Here is a 13,786-nt window from a genome sequence, read left to right as displayed (position 1 = left end):
CATGTCCTCTTCGAGAGCGGCGATGGTCAGGATGCGGAGGCGCGGCGCAGGAAGGCGGCGGCTCGGTCGAGGGCCCGGCGGCTGCTGTCGAGGTGGGCGATGTCGAGCTGGAAGACGTGATGCAGGCCCTCCCAGACCTCCAGCCACACCGCGACGCCAGCCTGTTCGGCGCGCCGGGCGTAGCGCGTCGCGTCGTCGATGAGGCGCTCGTCGGTGCCGACTTGGATCAGGAGCGGGGGCAATCCGCGCAGGTCGCCGAGGAGCGGTGAAGCCAGCGGGTGGCGGACATCGCGCGCGCCGGCATACTTGCGCGCGCAGTCCTGCAGGTACGCACGGCCGATGAGCGGGTCCTGCACCGAAGGATCGTTCATGGAGGGGCCGGACAGCGTCAGGTCGGTCCAGGGCGAGAAGACGACGCCGGCCACCGGCGCAGGGCCGCGCGCGCGCAGGGCGAGGCTCGCCAGGGTGACGAGGCTCAGCCCGCCCCCGGCCGAGTCCCCGACGACGGCGATCCGGTCGTAGCCTTGGCCGATCAACCAATCCCAGGCAGCCAGCGCCGCCTCCGGGGCAGCGGGCAGCGTCGCCTCCGGCGCCAGAGGATAGTCGATGGCGAGCGCGGCGACGCCGGCCCGGCTCGCGATCTGGCTGACGAAGCCGCGATAGGCCGCGGCCGTGCCCTGGACGTAGCCGCCGCCGTGCAGGAAGAGGATCGCCTGGCCGGGCGCGGCATCCGCGGGGCGCACCCACCAGCCGCGGATGCCGGCCTCGTCCACGGGGTCGAACGCGACGCCGTCCGCGCGCGGGCTGCCGGCTATGAAGGTGTCGTAGACGGCCCGCGGCTCTCCCGTCGCGTTGCCCCAGAAGCGCGCGAACAGGTCCCGCAGGGCGTCCTCGCGCCGCCGTTCATCGTCGGCGAGCGGAATGGTGATCGTCCCTGGCGCCGGATCGGGGCCGAAGGTGTCGTCGCGCATCGCAGTTCCCGCTGGTGCATCGGCCCGACCGCCGCCGGGCAAGGCTCCGCCGTCCGCGCGTCGCTCGGCGCCGCGCGGGGTTCGTGTGTCGGACGATCGGATCTCAGGCCGGGATGCGGCCGAACGCGCCCCGGGCGTAGCCGGCGAGCGCGCGCTCGACGTCGGCGACCGTGGACATCACCAGCGGACCGCGCTTGACGAAGGGCTCGCGGATCGGCCGCCCGGCCATCAGCACGACATGCGCAGCCTCGGCGGCTTCGAGGATGATCTCCGCGGCGGAACCGGCGCCCACCGCTAGGGCGCCGCCCTCCGGCAGGAGGCGCTCCTCCTCACGGCAGCGGACGGACACGCGCCCCGACACGGCGTAGATCCAGGCTTGCCGCCCCTCGGGCAGGGCGTGGGCGAAGGCGCCGCCCGGCTGTAGGAAGCCGTCGAGCAGTGTCATCTCCTCCGGGGTGCCACCCGCGCCAACAACGTCGCCGCTCTGCCCCAGGACGACGCGGACGCGATGGCCGCGGCCTTCGAGGACCGGGATGTCGGCCGCGCGAACGTGCAGCGCGCGCGCCGGCTGCGCCTTGAGGCGCGCGGGCAGATTGACGAAGACCTGCAGGGCGTGGACCCGTGCCCCTTCGGCCGGCCTCTCCTCGTGCGCGGCGCCCGACGCCGCCGCGAGCCAGTAGAGGTCGCCCGGCTCGAGGGCGACGTCTCGGCCCAGCGTGTCCCGGTTGAGGAAGTGGCCGGTCGCGTCCTCGAACATGACGGTCACGGCCGAGATGCCGGCATGGAGGTGCGGCTCGAAGGTCGGCCCGGTCATGACGAAGTGGTCGACCATCAGGAGCGGGTCCATGCGCCCGTCGAAGGCTTCCTCGGAGAAGTGCGCCGCGGAGAAGTTCGAGCCGATGCGGTGGGGCGCTCCGAGAACGGTCTCGCCGAGCCTCGGGTGGAGCGCGTCGGCCCCGTGGATGGTCTCGAGAGCTGTCATGTCCTGCCTCGCTGCGTGGATGTGCCGATGGTGTTGCGACAAACGCTGGCCGAGAAGGCAGCCATTTTCGGACCTATCGTCCGATCGTTTGGACGCCGGGATCCGGCATCCGGTGGCGCTCGCGGCGGATGGGGACCGGCCCCGGCTCCGCACCCCCTCGACCGACCCCGCCGAGATCGCCCGCGCCTAGAGCAGCACGGCCTTCGGAAACTCCGCCGCGAGGTGGTCGAGGAAGGCCCGCACGGACGGAAGCAGGCCTTGGCGGTAGGGAATGAGGGCCGTCAGGGTGGAGTCGCCCGCGACCCAGTCGGGCAGAACGCGCCGCAGGGCACCCGAGCGGACGGCCTGACGACAGATGTAGCTCGGCAGAGCGACCACGCCGATGCCGCGGATGGCGGCCTGCTGCAGCCCGACCATGTCATCGCCCATCAGCCGCGGGCTCAACGGCAGTACCGCCTCGTCCCCGGCGCGGCTCGCGTGCCGCAGCCGCCAGACCGGCGCGACCCCGGTCCGCATCATGAACAGGGACGGATGGTCCCGAAGGGCGTCCGGATTGTCCGGAGCGCCGTTCTCGTCGAGGTATGCCGATCCCGCGAACAGGAACCAGGGCGCCGGCGCCAGGGTACGCTGGACGAGGTTCGAGTCCGGCAGCGGGTCCGTATGGGCCCGCACGGCGATGTCGAAGTTCTCGCCGACGATGTCGACGGTGCGGTCCGCGCCGTGGGCCACGACATTCACCTTCGGGTGGCGGACGAGGAAGTCCGCGATGATGTCCGCCAGGGCGAACTGCATGGTCGCGATGCCGGCCGTGCACCGCACCGTGCCGGTCGGCTCCGTCAGGCGCTGGCGGATCGTCGTCTCCGCCAGCTCCGCCTCTCTGAGCATCGCGACCGCGTGGCGGTAGAAGTCCTCCCCCGCATCCGTCATGCCGAACCGGCGCGAGGTCCGGTTCAACAGCCGGACGCCGAGGGCGGCCTCCAGCTGCTGGAGGCGGTGGCTCAAAGTGGATTTCGGCACGCGCAGCGTCCGCCCGGCGGCCGTGAAGCCGCCGCGATCGACGACCTGCACGAAGTAGAAGAAGTCGTTCAGGTCGAGCACGCCGCCCCCTTATCGTCCAAACCTATGGACGCTGGGTTCGGATTGTTGCGGCTTCTGGGCCGCCGGTCCAGCCGATAGCACTTGCTCGTCGCCGGCCCCGACGGGGCTTGAGCAGGAGGATACGATGACCGCTCGCGCCTACGAACCGCTCACCGCCGAGAACGCAGCCCTCGTCCTCGTCGACCATCAGGTCGGCCTGATGACGGGCGTGCGGGACTATTCGACGGGCGAGCTCAAGCACAACGTGATCGCCCTGGCGAAGGCCGCCACGGCGCTCGGCCTGCCCATCGTGGTCACCACGACGGCGCGCGACAGCCTATGGGGTCCGACCTTCCCCGAGTTGGTCGCGGCGTTGCCCGGAAACGAGATCATCGACCGCTCGTCGGTGAACGCCTACGACGACGCGCGCGTCGCCCGGGCCATCGAGGCCACGGGCCGCGAGAAGCTGATCTTCGCCGGCATCTCGCTGGAGGTCTGCGCGGCTTTCCCGGCCATGACAGCCGTCGCCCGCGGCCTCGACGCCTACGTGGCTGTCGACGCCTCCGGGACGTTCAGCGAGACCAAGCGCCAGGCCGGCCTTCTCCGTATGGCGCAGGCGGGCGTGGTCCTGTCCGACTACGCGACGCTGATGGTCGAGATCCTGAAGGACAACGCCCGCCCGGAGGCGGGCCCGGTCTACGCGGCCTTGGACATGCCCTGGGCGACCTTGGTCGGCCAGGTCGCCGCCTCCTTCGGCAGAGTGCACGGCGGAGCGAATGCTTGACCGTTCACGACACGTGTCAGTTTGCGGCCTGTCCCACAGCGGTCGCGCCAGCGGTGTCTGCCGGTCCCTGCTCGACGCAACAATCGAAGCAACACGCGCGTAAGGCCGAGCTCTTAAATCCTTCATTAACCAAAGGCCCGAACGGCCACGAGGGGGAACCGACATGACCACCATCATCGCACGACTGCTGATCGTCATCAGCGTGATCGGCGCCATCGCCTGCGCGCCGATGCTGACGCCCGCATCCGCAGCCGGTCTCCTCGCGCAGACGAGGTGAGCCGTCATGGGCATGCAGTCCGTCATCCTGCTGGTCATCGCCGGCAACTTCGCCTGCGCCTTCCTCATCCCGTATCTGGCGATGACCGGAGCCTGAAGGCGTCTCCTCGGTAGATCTCTCACCCTACGGAGCCGATCATGAGTATCTCGAAGACCGCTTGCCTCACCGCTGTCCTCGGCCTCGTCTCCAACATGGCCTTTGCCCAGCCACAGGCGAGCCAGGAGAACCTGAAGCGCCACTGCATAGGAGATTACCTGGAACATTGCGGCCAGTTCTCGCCCGACGGCGGGGAAGTCCAGGCCTGCTTCCGCGAGAGAGCCGGCCTCCTGACACCGAATTGCTCGATGGCCATCGCCGCTTACCAAGAGGAGCAGAAGGCCGCGAATCCGATCCGGAAGGTCCGCGCCGCACGGTGAAGTCATCCCTTCGCGTCTTCGATAAGGTCAGCCGAGCCGGCATCTGCGAAATCCGGCGCGGCACGGAATTCGCCCGTGTCTACCGTCGCCTGCCCTGACCGGGATGCGACCCGCCGCAGGGTATCAACCTTACCGCGCCCGACAGCCCTCGGCGAATGGGGGTTGGATGACTGGTACCGCAAGCCAGCGCACGCGGTGCGCGTTCGCCGCGCACAGTCGAAGCGCGATGCGAAATCTCCTGCGCCGGATCGTGGCGGAGTCCGCCGCTTCTCGAGATTGGGCGCGAATGGAAGCCGAGGTCGGCTTTCCCGCACTTGATGCCCAGAAGCGGATAGGCGGGAGATCACCCCGAACTGCCGTTCCGGGAGCGACCCGAACCGGTCACTCAGGTCACGAGAATGACGGCCGGGACGCGGACGCGCCCGGTTGCTTGTCTCGGCTGTGCGCCTGCCGGTAGTCACGCGGGCTCATGCCGTAGCGATCCTTGAAGCGGCGCGCGAAATGCGCCTGGCTGCTGAAACCGCAGCCGTAAGCCAGCATGCCGATCGACAGGTGGGCGCAGGCCGGATCATTCAGGCGCTTGGCTGCCGCCTCCAGGCGGCGTCCCCAGATGTAGTCGGAGATGTGCCGGCCGCGCTCGTGGAACAGTTCCTGGAGCCGGCGCAGCGACACGCCCATCGCGGCGGCGAGTTGCGGCGGATCCAGGTTCGGGTCGCTCAGGTTCGCCTCGACATAGGCCTTGGCGCGCTGGACCGTGACGTTGCCGTGAACGGAACGGGGTACCTCCTGCGCCATCCGTTCGGCGAGGCTCGCTATGATCAGGTCCGTTCCGATCGCCGCCATGCGCACGGCCGCGTCGGGCGTGAGCTGATCGCCCATGCGCACCAGCTCCTGGAGGAAGGTGTTTGCCAGGGTCGTGGAGGCGAGGTCCGCGCCGACCGTGAGTGCACAGTACAGCCGGGACGGACCCAGCATGGCCTCGAAGCGCTCGCGCGGCAGATCGATGACGAGGGAGATGCCCGTGTCGGCCTCGCAGACGGCCGGGCGTGCGTCGATAACGACGAAGTCGCCCGTCCGGAATACAGCCTCCCGATCGCCTTGCTGGATGGCGTCCTGGCCGGAGAGCTTCATGGACGCGTAGAGGCGGTCGGGCTGCCCATAGCGCCGGATCGCGTCGGGGGTCGCTTCAGTCCGCATGGCGGTGTGTGCCATCTTGGAGATCGGCACAGGCCCGATGCTGGTGACATCCAGCCTGCCCTGAAACGGAACCCCGTGAAGGGGTTGCTGGTCGATCGGGATCAATCGCTCGCAGATCGTCTCGCGCCAGCGCCGGAACGCGTCCTTGGGGTGAATTCCCTCTGTCGAGAAGAACGGTTGCATGCGTAGCCTCGGCACGCTGCGCGCCGTCCCGAAGCGCAGACTGCGGATCCGCAGGGTTATTGTATATAATCTATCATCTCAAGACCGCGGTGCCGGGTGCTTCGCGGCGGTTCTGTCCGCGTCTCAACCCATGCCGTCGGTAAGCGCACCGGCAGGAAACCGCCCCGAGCCGCCACTCCGATCGCACCCAAGCCTGACACGGGACCACCCCGCGGGGGCCGGTCACCGTCTCGGAATCCCTCCGTCCCCGCCAGCGTTGTCGGAGCCGCCGCAACGGCCGCGCTCTTCCCGACGCCTCGATCGTCCAGACGACACGAGGTCACCGCCGGGCGACGAGGTCCGCGGCGCGCCGCCACCCGAGCGTCCGGCCGATTCGCGCTCGAACCCTGGGTCCGAGCGTGCCGGATCGCGAGCAGCTGGTCGTCGCGCGCCGGCCTACGATCCGCGCAGGTAGCTCAGTGGCCGACCGGTATCCGGATGCGGCATGACGCCCATCGGGATGTCGTACACGGCGCGCAGCGTGTCGGGGTTCATCAGCGTGCCGGGCGGCCCGTCCGCGATGAGGCGTCCCGAGTGCAGCGCCAGGATGCGGTCGCAGACGCGCGCCGCCATGTTCACGTCGTGCAGGACCACCACGACGCCGAGCCCGTCACGATGGGCCAGATCGCGCACGAGGGCGAGGATCTCGACGGCGTGGGCGACGTCGAGGGCCGAGATCGGCTCGTCGAGCAGCAGGCAGGCGGGCTCCTGCGCGATCATCATCGCGAGCCAGACGCGCTGCCGCTCACCGCCCGAGAGCGTGTCGACGAAGCGGTCCGCGAAGGCGGCGACGCCGGTGGCGGTGAGCGCCCGCCGGACCGCCTCGCGATCCCGGTCGGCGACGCGGCCGAGGGCGCCGTGCCAGGGATAGCGCCCCAGCGCCACGAGCTCGCGCACGGTCATGCCCGGGACCGGCGGGAGCGCCTGCGGCAGGTAGGCGACCTCGCGCGCGAAGGCGCGGTCCTCCCAGGCACTGAGGGCGCGATCCGCGAACGCGATCCGGCCGGCGGTCGGCGCCTGCTGGCGGCCCAGCAGCTTGATCAGGGTCGACTTGCCGGACCCGTTATGGCCGATCAGGCCCACCACCTGCCGCGGCTGGATCACGAGGTCGAGGGGATGCAGCAGGGTGCGTTCGGGGAGACCGAAGCTCGCGCCCTGCAGGGTGAAGAGCGGGGGGGCGCCCGCGGCTTCCGCCTTCGGCGCGCCCCGCGGCCGCGCGACGACCGGCGCATCGGGACCGTTCATGCGGGCCTCCTCGGGCCGTCCGTTCCCGCCGGACCCGCTTCGGGGCGTGCCGGCAGGGGGCAGGCGCCGCAGAGGCTCTGGTCGGGGATGAGGTAGCGCAGGCAGCAGACCTTCCGCACCCGACGCGGCGGCGCGCCCGCCGGCGCGTCCCCCGCCTCCGGGACGTAGCGGATCGGCGCGAACAGCGGGTTGGGCGCGCCGGACCGGCGGCGGCTCGTCAGGACGCTCGCGGCGGCCGCGTGCCCGGTCCGGCCCGCCTGCGGGAGCCCCTCGGTGCGGCGCACCACGAACTCGAAGATGTTGCCGGCATTGCTCCACAGCACGCGCGGCGCCACGCCCGAGACCGCCGCCAGGGCACCGACCAGGGGCGCCAGGTGCGCGTCGATCAGCGCGCCGAAGCGATCCGCCGGCGCCCGCGCCCCGGTATGCCCGCCGGGCCCGTCGCTCCCCGCGGCGGGGTCGCGCAGCTTGAGCGCCCGCGTCAGCCCGCCGTCGTCCGGGACGATCTCGACGGCGTCGAGGGCCACGGGCAGGACGAGGTCGAGCACGATGTTGGCGGCGAGCGCGGGCACCACCAGCATCGAGAAGTGCTGCTTCGCCCAGATCGACGCGACGGCGCGGGGCTCCGGCGCCGCGAAGGTGCGGGCGAACCGGTCGAGCTGGTCGGTCAGGACGCGCGGATCGAGCAGGTCGGCGCCCCTCACGGAGGGGCGCGGATCCTCCGCGGACACGATCCGATCCCGGTAGCCCTCGAGGGGGCCGACGAACAGGGCGTTCAGCGGGGAGAGAATCATCGGCGCAGCATCAGCCAGACGAAATAGGCGCCCCCGAGAACCGTCGCGACGAGGCCGGCGGGCAACTGCCACGGGAAGGCCGCGACGCGCCCGAGCCAGTCGGCCAGCACCATGATCAGGCCGCCGGCGAGCGTCGCCGCCACCAGCTGCTCGGCGGCCCGGCTGAAGCCCAGGCTGCGGGCGAGGTGCGGCCCCATCAGCCCGACGAAGCTCAGCGGGCCGACGAGCAGGGTCGCGGCGCCGGTCAGGATCGCGGCGACCGACAGGACCGTCAGGCGCGCCCGCGCGACCTGGAGCCCGACGGCCCGGCTCGTCTCCGCCCCGAGCGGCAGGATCGTGAGCCAGCGCGCGAGCAGCGGCGTGCCCGCGAGCACCAGGGCCGCGCCGAGGCAGGCGAGCCCGGCCTCGGTCCCGGTGGCGTTGTAGGTCGAGCCCGAGAGCCACGTCAGCAGGGCGGCGGTCCGCGGGTCGGCCGTGGCGAGCAGGAGCGCGATCACCGAGCCGATCAGGCTGGTGAGGGCCGCGCCGACGAGCAGGATCCGGGCGGAGGCGTAGCGCGCCCGGCGGCCCAGGGCCAGGATCGCCAGCAGCGTCGCGAGCGCGCCCGCCGCGGAGGCGGCCAGCATCGCGGCCGGGCCGAGGCCGGGGGCGAGGAACAGGACGAGCACCACCACCAGGGCCGCGCCCGCGGAGACGCCGAACAGCTCGGGGCTCGCGAGGGGGTTCCCGGTCAGCCGCTGCAGCAGCCCGCCCGCGTAGGCGAGCATGGCCCCGGCCCCCAGGGCGGCCAGCGCGCGCGGCGCCCGCCAGGCCAGGAGGGCGCCCGGATCGGGGCTCCACAGCCAGCCCTGGGCATCCCGCCCCAGGGTGAGCGACAGGCCGACGGCCGCGAGGGCCAGGATCGCGAGCGTCCCGATGGCGGGCCACGGCCGGGCGAGACGGACCGGGATAGGCCCCGGCGCCGGCGGCGCCTCGCGCGCCGTGCGCAGGCCCAGGATGAGGCCGACCAGCAGGGGTGCGCCGACGAGGGCGGTGACGGCGCCGGTCGGGACACCGCTGCGGCCGATGAGCCGCTGCACGAGCTGATCGGTCAGGACGAGCAGCACCGCCCCGGCCACCGGCCCCCAGAGCAGGCGGTCGCGGAGCCGGCGGGCGCCGCCGTAGCGGGCGAGGGCCGGCCCCGCCAGGCCGACGAAGCCGATCACCCCGAGATACCCGGTCACGCTGGCGCCGACCGCGACGCCGAGGGCGAGGGCGGCGAGCCGCGTGCCGGCGGTGGAGACGCCGAGGCCCCGCGCCCCGGCATCGCCGAGCTCGATCAGGGTCAGCGGGCGCGCCAGCAGGCCGGCCGCGAGGGCCGCGAGGGCGAGGCGCGGGAAGAGGCCGCGGACGCCGTCCCAGTTGTTCTGGTTCAGCGCGCCGGCCTGCCACGCGTAGAGGTCGGAGAGCGCGTCGAAATGCGCGAGCACCAGCATCCGGTTGGCGGCCTCGGCGGACAGCCCGACCACCAGTCCGGCGAGGATGACGGTGGACGGCGCGTAGCCGCTGCGCCCGCTCAGCAGCAGCACGAGGCCCGTGCACAGGGCCGCCCCGGCGCCCGCGACGGGCTCGTAGCCGTAGATCAGGAGGGCCGGCCACCACAGCGTCGCGAGGGCCAGGGCGAGCTTCGCGCCCGCGAACACCCCGAGGGTTCCGGGCTCGGCCAGCGGGTTGTCGAGCACCTGCTGGAACAGCACGCCGGCCAGGCCGAGCCCCCCGCCCGCCAGGACCGCCATGGCGAGGCGCGGCAGCAGGCTGTCGCGCAGGACGAGCTGCGGCATGTCACCGTCGGTCGGGTGGAGCAGGGCGGCCCACCACTGCCCGGGCGGCAGGACGGCCGCCAGGTTGGCGTGCAGCAGCGCGGCGCTCACCGCCAGCGCGAGGGCGAGGAGCCCCGCCCCGCGCCAGAGCGGCGAGGCCCCGGACCCGTCGGCTCGCGCCCGCCGCGCTCCGGCCCCGGCCGCGCTCACGCCGGGGCCTTCCCGAGCGCCGCGGCGACCTGACGGGCGAAGCGCGCGGCCGACGGCAGGCCGCCGTTCGGATGGACGACCGGCATGCGGATCACGCGGCCGGCGCGCACGGCGGGCAGCGCCCGCCAGAGCGGGCTGTCGTCGAGGCGCCCGAGGGCGCGCGCGGTCTCGGCGCCGCGGTCGAAGTGGATCAGCGTCGCGTCGGGCACCTCCGCGAGGTCCTCGACCGCGGCGAGCACCGTGCCCGCGCCGCTCTGCCGGCCAGTCCAGGCATTGGTCAGGCCGAGGCGCTGGGCGACCGCGCCGACGGTGCTGCGCGTGCCGAAGACGGCCAGCTGCCGCCCGTCGTCGCGGAAGCGGCAGATGTAGACCGGGCGCCCGGTCCGGCCCGCGAGCGCGGCCCGGGCCTCGGCGAGCGCCCCGTCGGTCCCGGCGACCAGCGCCCGCGCCGCCGCGGCGCGGTCGACGCGGTCCCCCAGGTCGCGGGTCAGCGCGTCGAGGTGGTCGATCGGCTCCCGCGCGCCCGCGACGATGGGCAGCGCCACGACCGGGGCGATCCGGGTCAGCGCGACCTGGATCTGCGCCTGCCACGGCGCGGCGAGGATGAGATCGGGGGCGATCAGGCTGAGGAACTCGAGGTTCGGCTCCTGCAGCGGGCCGAGGTCGAGGACCGAGTCCGGCAGGGGCGGCTGCGCGATGAGCTTCTCGTAGAGCGGCCGGTTGGCGATCGCCACCGGCACGAGGCCGATGGCGAGGAGCGTCTCGGCGAACAACCCGTCGAGGGCGACCACGCGGGCGGCGGGCGCGCCGCCCGTCTCCGCGCGCCGCGGGTCTTCGGACGCACCCGCGGGGGACGCGGCGAAGCCGCCCGGGACGAGACCCAGGACGCCCGCGGCGAGGCCGGCGAGGAGGGCGCGACGATCGCCGCGCGGGCGGCTCATCCCCATGCGCCGGCCCGTGCGCCGACTCGGGCGAGCGGGCGGCGGATCCGCCCGCGGCACGCCTCCGCGCGCCGCGCCCGGCCGGTCCGCGGGACGGCGAGCCTCATGGATGCGCTCCCTGCCGCTCCCAGGCGCGGATCCCGCCGGCGGCGGGCGCGCGCGCCGGGGCGACCGCGCCCCCGCGCCCGTCCTGATCGAGCAGGCTGTCGACGATCTCCTGTGCGCGGACCGGCAGGACCGAGAGCAGGGTGTCGCTCAGACCGTGCGAGGTCTCCGAGTAGCCCTGGACGTAGATGCGCGGGACGAAGCCGGGGCGGGTCGGGACGCGGTAGTCGCGCGCCAGGTCCGGCCCGTCGCGGTAGGGCGCGAGCGGTTCGAGGATCGCCGGGTTCGGGTCGCGCGCGTACCCGGTCGCCAGGACGACGCCGTCGTAGCTGCGCTCCGCCTCGACCTCGGCGTAGCGGTCGACGGTCCGCAGCCTGATCCCGCCCGCGTCGCCGACGGCCGAGAGGATCTCGCTGCGCGGCCGGAGGTGCAGGCGCTGCGGCCCGGAGACCTTCTCCCGGTAGACGATGACGTGGAGCGCCTTGAGCAGGTCGGCGTCGATCACCGCGTAGTTCGTGTTGCGGTAGCTGCGCACAATCGCCGCCCGCCGCTCGCTCGGCTGCGCGTACACGAAGTCGGTGCGGTCGGGGTGGAAGATCTCGTTGACGAACGGCGTCGCGTCCGACGGTCGGAGGGCGTGGCCGCGGAAGACGAGATCGACCTGCAGCTGCGGGAAGCGGGCGTGGAGATCGTGGCCGATCTCGGCGGCGCTCTGGCCGCCGCCGATCACCGCCACGCGGGCGCCCGGGCGCGACAGGTCGAGCGGGCTGCCCGGGCCGCGCCGGTCGACGTGGTCGAGGTAGCGGCTCGAATGGCAGAGCCGGGGATCGCGCGCCAGGGCGGCGAAGGCGGCGGGCACGTGCGGGGCGCCGCCCACCGCGAGGGCGAGGTCGCGCGTCTGGCGGCGGATCTCGCGGCCCGCGGCGTCGCGGGTGACGACCCACAGGGTCTCGACCGTCCCGTCCGGTCCCAGCCCGGGCTCCACCGCGACCGCGGTCTCGCCGTAGTCGCACCGGTCGGCGAAATGGTCCGCCACCCAGCGGAGATAGTCGTTGAACTCGATCCGGCTGGGATGAAACGTCCCGAGATCGATGAAATCGTGCAGTCGACCCTGGCTGTGCAGGTAGTTCACGAAGGTCAGCGGGCTCGTCGGGTTGCGGAGCGTGACGAGGTCCTTGAGGAACGAGATCTGCATGTCGCTGCCCGGCAGCAGCATGCCGCCGTGCCATCGGAAGTGCGGCTGCCGCTCCAGGAAGCGGTACCGGAGGCCGCGCGCCGCCGGGGTCTCGGCCAGGGCGATCGCCAGGGCGAGGTTCGACGGCCCGAAGCCGACCCCGATGACGTCGCAGAGCGGTGCGGCGCGCGCGGTCATCCGATCGTCTCCTCGTCCGCACGACGGGGTGGGAGCCGGGGCGCGCGGCGAGGTGCGCGGCGATCCTCGCCGCCGCGGCGCACGGGGGCGGCGCCTCCCTCGGGGGAGCCGCGCGTTCCCCCGGCGGGACCGCTCGCAGGCGACCGGAAGCTGGTTCGCGCACACGCCACTGACCGCGTCCCCCGCCAAGCCCCGGACCACAGAACACCCGCCGGCCGAACCCGCCGGCCGCACTGCGTAGCGCGAACCGCCACAGTGATTCAAGGTCTCCGGAAAACACTTCTGACGATCGAGCAGTAATGAATTAAATTAGAACATTTCAAATATGTAAAAGGGCCCTTGAGTCCGGCGATCTTTCGGCCATGTTATGCGCCGACAAGCGAAGTTCATTGATTCATTGGCGAGGCAGCTCGCAGCTTTCACCTGAACGGGATGCATCGATGGCGTTCGATCGCGAAGATACGCTGTTCTACGTGGTGGTGAATCACGAGGAGCAATACTCGATCTGGCCGAGCTACCGCGACATCCCTGACGGGTGGCGCGCCGTGGGCGATCCGCGCGCGAAGGCCGATTGCCTGGCCTACATCGACGAGGTCTGGACCGACATGCGGCCCCTGAGCCTGCGCCGACACATGGAGGCTCAGGAGCGGGACGCGGGCGGCGCGCGGGCGTGACCGTGCCGGGACGAGTCCGGCTGTTCTGCCTGCCCTACGCGGGGGCGAGCGCCGCGGTGTTCGCGCAGTGGCGCCGCGGCCTGCCCGACGCGGTCGACGTCAGGCCCGTCGAGCTGCCGGGGCGCGGCTCCCGGATCGGCGAGGCGCCCTGCACCGACCCGCGGGCGCTGACGCGGCGCCTCGCGGACGAGGTCGCCGGTTCCGTCACGGGCTCCTACGCGCTGTTCGGCCATAGCCTGGGCGCGCTGCTCGCCTTCGAGCTGGCGCACGAACTCCGCGACCGCGGGATCGCGGCGCCGCGCGCGCTGTTCGCCTCCGGATGCGCCGGACCGGCGGTGTGCGACGGGGCATATTTCCGCCGCCCGCGCAGCGACGCGGACCTGCGCGACGCGCTGTCCGCCTACGGCGCGACGCCGCCGGAGGCGCTGGCCGATCCCGCCCTGATGGCCCTGGTGCTGCCGGTGCTCCGGGCCGATTTCCGGCTGCGCGGCGCCTACACCTACGCGGCGCGCCCGGCGCTGGACTGCCCGATCCAGGCGCTCGGCGGGACGCGGGACGACGTCGCCCGCGCCGACCTCGAGGCCTGGGGCCGCGAGACGCGCGGCCCCTTCGACCTCGCGCTGTTCGAGGGCGACCACTTCTTCATCCACGCGCGGCGGGGGCCGGTGCTCGACCTCGTCGGCCGGCGGATCGGCGCGCGGGCCGAGGTCGCGGCCTGAG

General features: G+C 72.9%; 13 protein-coding genes. 4 read left to right on the top strand and 9 right to left on the bottom strand.

Annotation, left to right across the window (positions count from 1 at the left end; genetic code table 11):
• Positions 1-26 precede the first annotated feature (26 nt).
• The 3 genes from H288_RS0120030 to H288_RS0120015 form a co-directional block, all read right to left on the bottom strand.
• Positions 27-971 carry an alpha/beta hydrolase gene (locus H288_RS0120030; RefSeq protein WP_020094358.1) on the bottom strand — a complete coding sequence of 315 codons (945 nt, stop codon included), beginning with the start codon at positions 969-971 and terminating at the stop codon, positions 27-29.
• Between the two features lie 103 nt (positions 972-1,074).
• On the bottom strand, positions 1,075-1,953 hold the full coding sequence (locus H288_RS0120025; protein WP_020094357.1) for a pirin-like C-terminal cupin domain-containing protein: 879 nt from the start codon (positions 1,951-1,953) through the stop codon (positions 1,075-1,077).
• Between the two features lie 186 nt (positions 1,954-2,139).
• Positions 2,140-3,051 carry a LysR substrate-binding domain-containing protein gene (locus H288_RS0120015; RefSeq protein ID WP_020094355.1) on the bottom strand — a complete coding sequence of 304 codons (912 nt, stop codon included), beginning with the start codon at positions 3,049-3,051 and terminating at the stop codon, positions 2,140-2,142.
• A gap of 124 nt (positions 3,052-3,175) precedes the next feature.
• Between H288_RS0120015 and H288_RS0120010 the strand changes: the two genes are divergently transcribed.
• Both H288_RS0120010 and H288_RS0119995 read left to right on the top strand, forming a co-directional pair.
• Entirely contained in the window at positions 3,176-3,814 is a 639-nt protein-coding gene (locus H288_RS0120010) for an isochorismatase family protein (protein ID WP_020094354.1), read from the top strand.
• 414 nt (positions 3,815-4,228) lie between these two features.
• A complete protein-coding gene (locus H288_RS0119995; protein ID WP_020094351.1) occupies positions 4,229-4,507 on the top strand; it encodes a hypothetical protein in 279 nt (92 codons plus the stop codon).
• Positions 4,508-4,897: 390 nt separating this feature from the next.
• On the opposite strand, the gene H288_RS0119990 is transcribed toward H288_RS0119995, so the two are convergent.
• The 6 genes from H288_RS0119990 to H288_RS32545 all read right to left on the bottom strand — a co-directional run bounded on the left by H288_RS0119990 (position 4,898) and on the right by H288_RS32545 (position 12,392).
• Positions 4,898-5,887: a helix-turn-helix domain-containing protein gene (locus H288_RS0119990; RefSeq protein ID WP_026605115.1), complete on the bottom strand. Its 990-nt coding sequence runs from the start codon at positions 5,885-5,887 to the stop codon at positions 4,898-4,900.
• Between the two features lie 435 nt (positions 5,888-6,322).
• The gene (locus tag H288_RS0119985) at positions 6,323-7,171 is read right to left on the bottom strand and encodes an ATP-binding cassette domain-containing protein (protein WP_020094349.1); all 849 of its coding nucleotides are present in this window, start codon (positions 7,169-7,171) and stop codon (positions 6,323-6,325) included.
• Positions 7,168-7,965, bottom strand: coding sequence for a siderophore-iron reductase FhuF (gene fhuF / locus H288_RS32550; protein WP_020094348.1), 798 nt, complete (start codon positions 7,963-7,965; stop codon positions 7,168-7,170). The genes H288_RS0119985 and fhuF overlap by 4 nt, the downstream gene beginning before the upstream one ends.
• Positions 7,962-9,974, bottom strand: a complete 2,013-nt coding sequence (fhuB, locus tag H288_RS0119975) for a Fe(3+)-hydroxamate ABC transporter permease FhuB (protein ID WP_020094347.1) — start codon at positions 9,972-9,974, stop codon at positions 7,962-7,964. Before fhuB ends, fhuF begins: the two co-directional genes overlap by 4 nt.
• Positions 9,971-10,915 (bottom strand): ABC transporter substrate-binding protein, encoded by a 945-nt coding sequence (locus H288_RS0119970; RefSeq protein ID WP_106735926.1) that lies wholly within the window; start codon positions 10,913-10,915, stop codon positions 9,971-9,973. The genes fhuB and H288_RS0119970 overlap by 4 nt, the downstream gene beginning before the upstream one ends.
• A gap of 103 nt (positions 10,916-11,018) precedes the next feature.
• Positions 11,019-12,392 carry a lysine N(6)-hydroxylase/L-ornithine N(5)-oxygenase family protein gene (locus H288_RS32545; protein WP_020094345.1) on the bottom strand — a complete coding sequence of 458 codons (1,374 nt, stop codon included), beginning with the start codon at positions 12,390-12,392 and terminating at the stop codon, positions 11,019-11,021.
• Positions 12,393-12,832: 440 nt separating this feature from the next.
• On the opposite strand from H288_RS32545, the gene H288_RS0119960 reads away from it, so the two are divergent.
• The gene (locus H288_RS0119960) at positions 12,833-13,066 is read left to right on the top strand and encodes an MbtH family protein (RefSeq protein ID WP_020094344.1); all 234 of its coding nucleotides are present in this window, start codon (positions 12,833-12,835) and stop codon (positions 13,064-13,066) included.
• A gap of 2 nt (positions 13,067-13,068) precedes the next feature.
• Entirely contained in the window at positions 13,069-13,785 is a 717-nt protein-coding gene (locus H288_RS0119955) for an alpha/beta fold hydrolase (protein WP_199778774.1), read from the top strand.
• Position 13,786: the final 1 nt, after the last annotated feature.

The sequence above is a fragment of the Methylobacterium sp. 285MFTsu5.1 genome (genome assembly GCF_000383455.1).
In the GTDB taxonomy this organism is placed as follows: Bacteria; Pseudomonadota; Alphaproteobacteria; order Rhizobiales; family Beijerinckiaceae; genus Methylobacterium.
This window is presented reverse-complemented; position numbering and strand designations above follow the sequence as displayed.

What these genes read in the sequence shown, in the direction of transcription:
- H288_RS0119970 (WP_106735926.1), bottom strand. Translation starts at nt 10,915, where the DNA reads ATGAGCCGCCCGCGCGGCGATCGTCGCGCCCTCCTCGCCGGCCTCGCC.
- H288_RS0119990 (WP_026605115.1), bottom strand. Translation starts at nt 5,887, where the DNA reads ATGCAACCGTTCTTCTCGACAGAGGGAATTCACCCCAAGGACGCGTTC.
- H288_RS32545 (WP_020094345.1), bottom strand. Translation starts at nt 12,392, where the DNA reads ATGACCGCGCGCGCCGCACCGCTCTGCGACGTCATCGGGGTCGGCTTC.
- H288_RS0120030 (WP_020094358.1), bottom strand. Translation starts at nt 971, where the DNA reads ATGCGCGACGACACCTTCGGCCCCGATCCGGCGCCAGGGACGATCACC.
- H288_RS0119960 (WP_020094344.1), top strand. Translation starts at nt 12,833, where the DNA reads ATGGCGTTCGATCGCGAAGATACGCTGTTCTACGTGGTGGTGAATCAC.
- H288_RS0119985 (WP_020094349.1), bottom strand. Translation starts at nt 7,171, where the DNA reads ATGAACGGTCCCGATGCGCCGGTCGTCGCGCGGCCGCGGGGCGCGCCG.
- fhuF (WP_020094348.1), bottom strand. Translation starts at nt 7,965, where the DNA reads ATGATTCTCTCCCCGCTGAACGCCCTGTTCGTCGGCCCCCTCGAGGGC.
- H288_RS0120010 (WP_020094354.1), top strand. Translation starts at nt 3,176, where the DNA reads ATGACCGCTCGCGCCTACGAACCGCTCACCGCCGAGAACGCAGCCCTC.
- H288_RS0119995 (WP_020094351.1), top strand. Translation starts at nt 4,229, where the DNA reads ATGAGTATCTCGAAGACCGCTTGCCTCACCGCTGTCCTCGGCCTCGTC.
- H288_RS0120025 (WP_020094357.1), bottom strand. Translation starts at nt 1,953, where the DNA reads ATGACAGCTCTCGAGACCATCCACGGGGCCGACGCGCTCCACCCGAGG.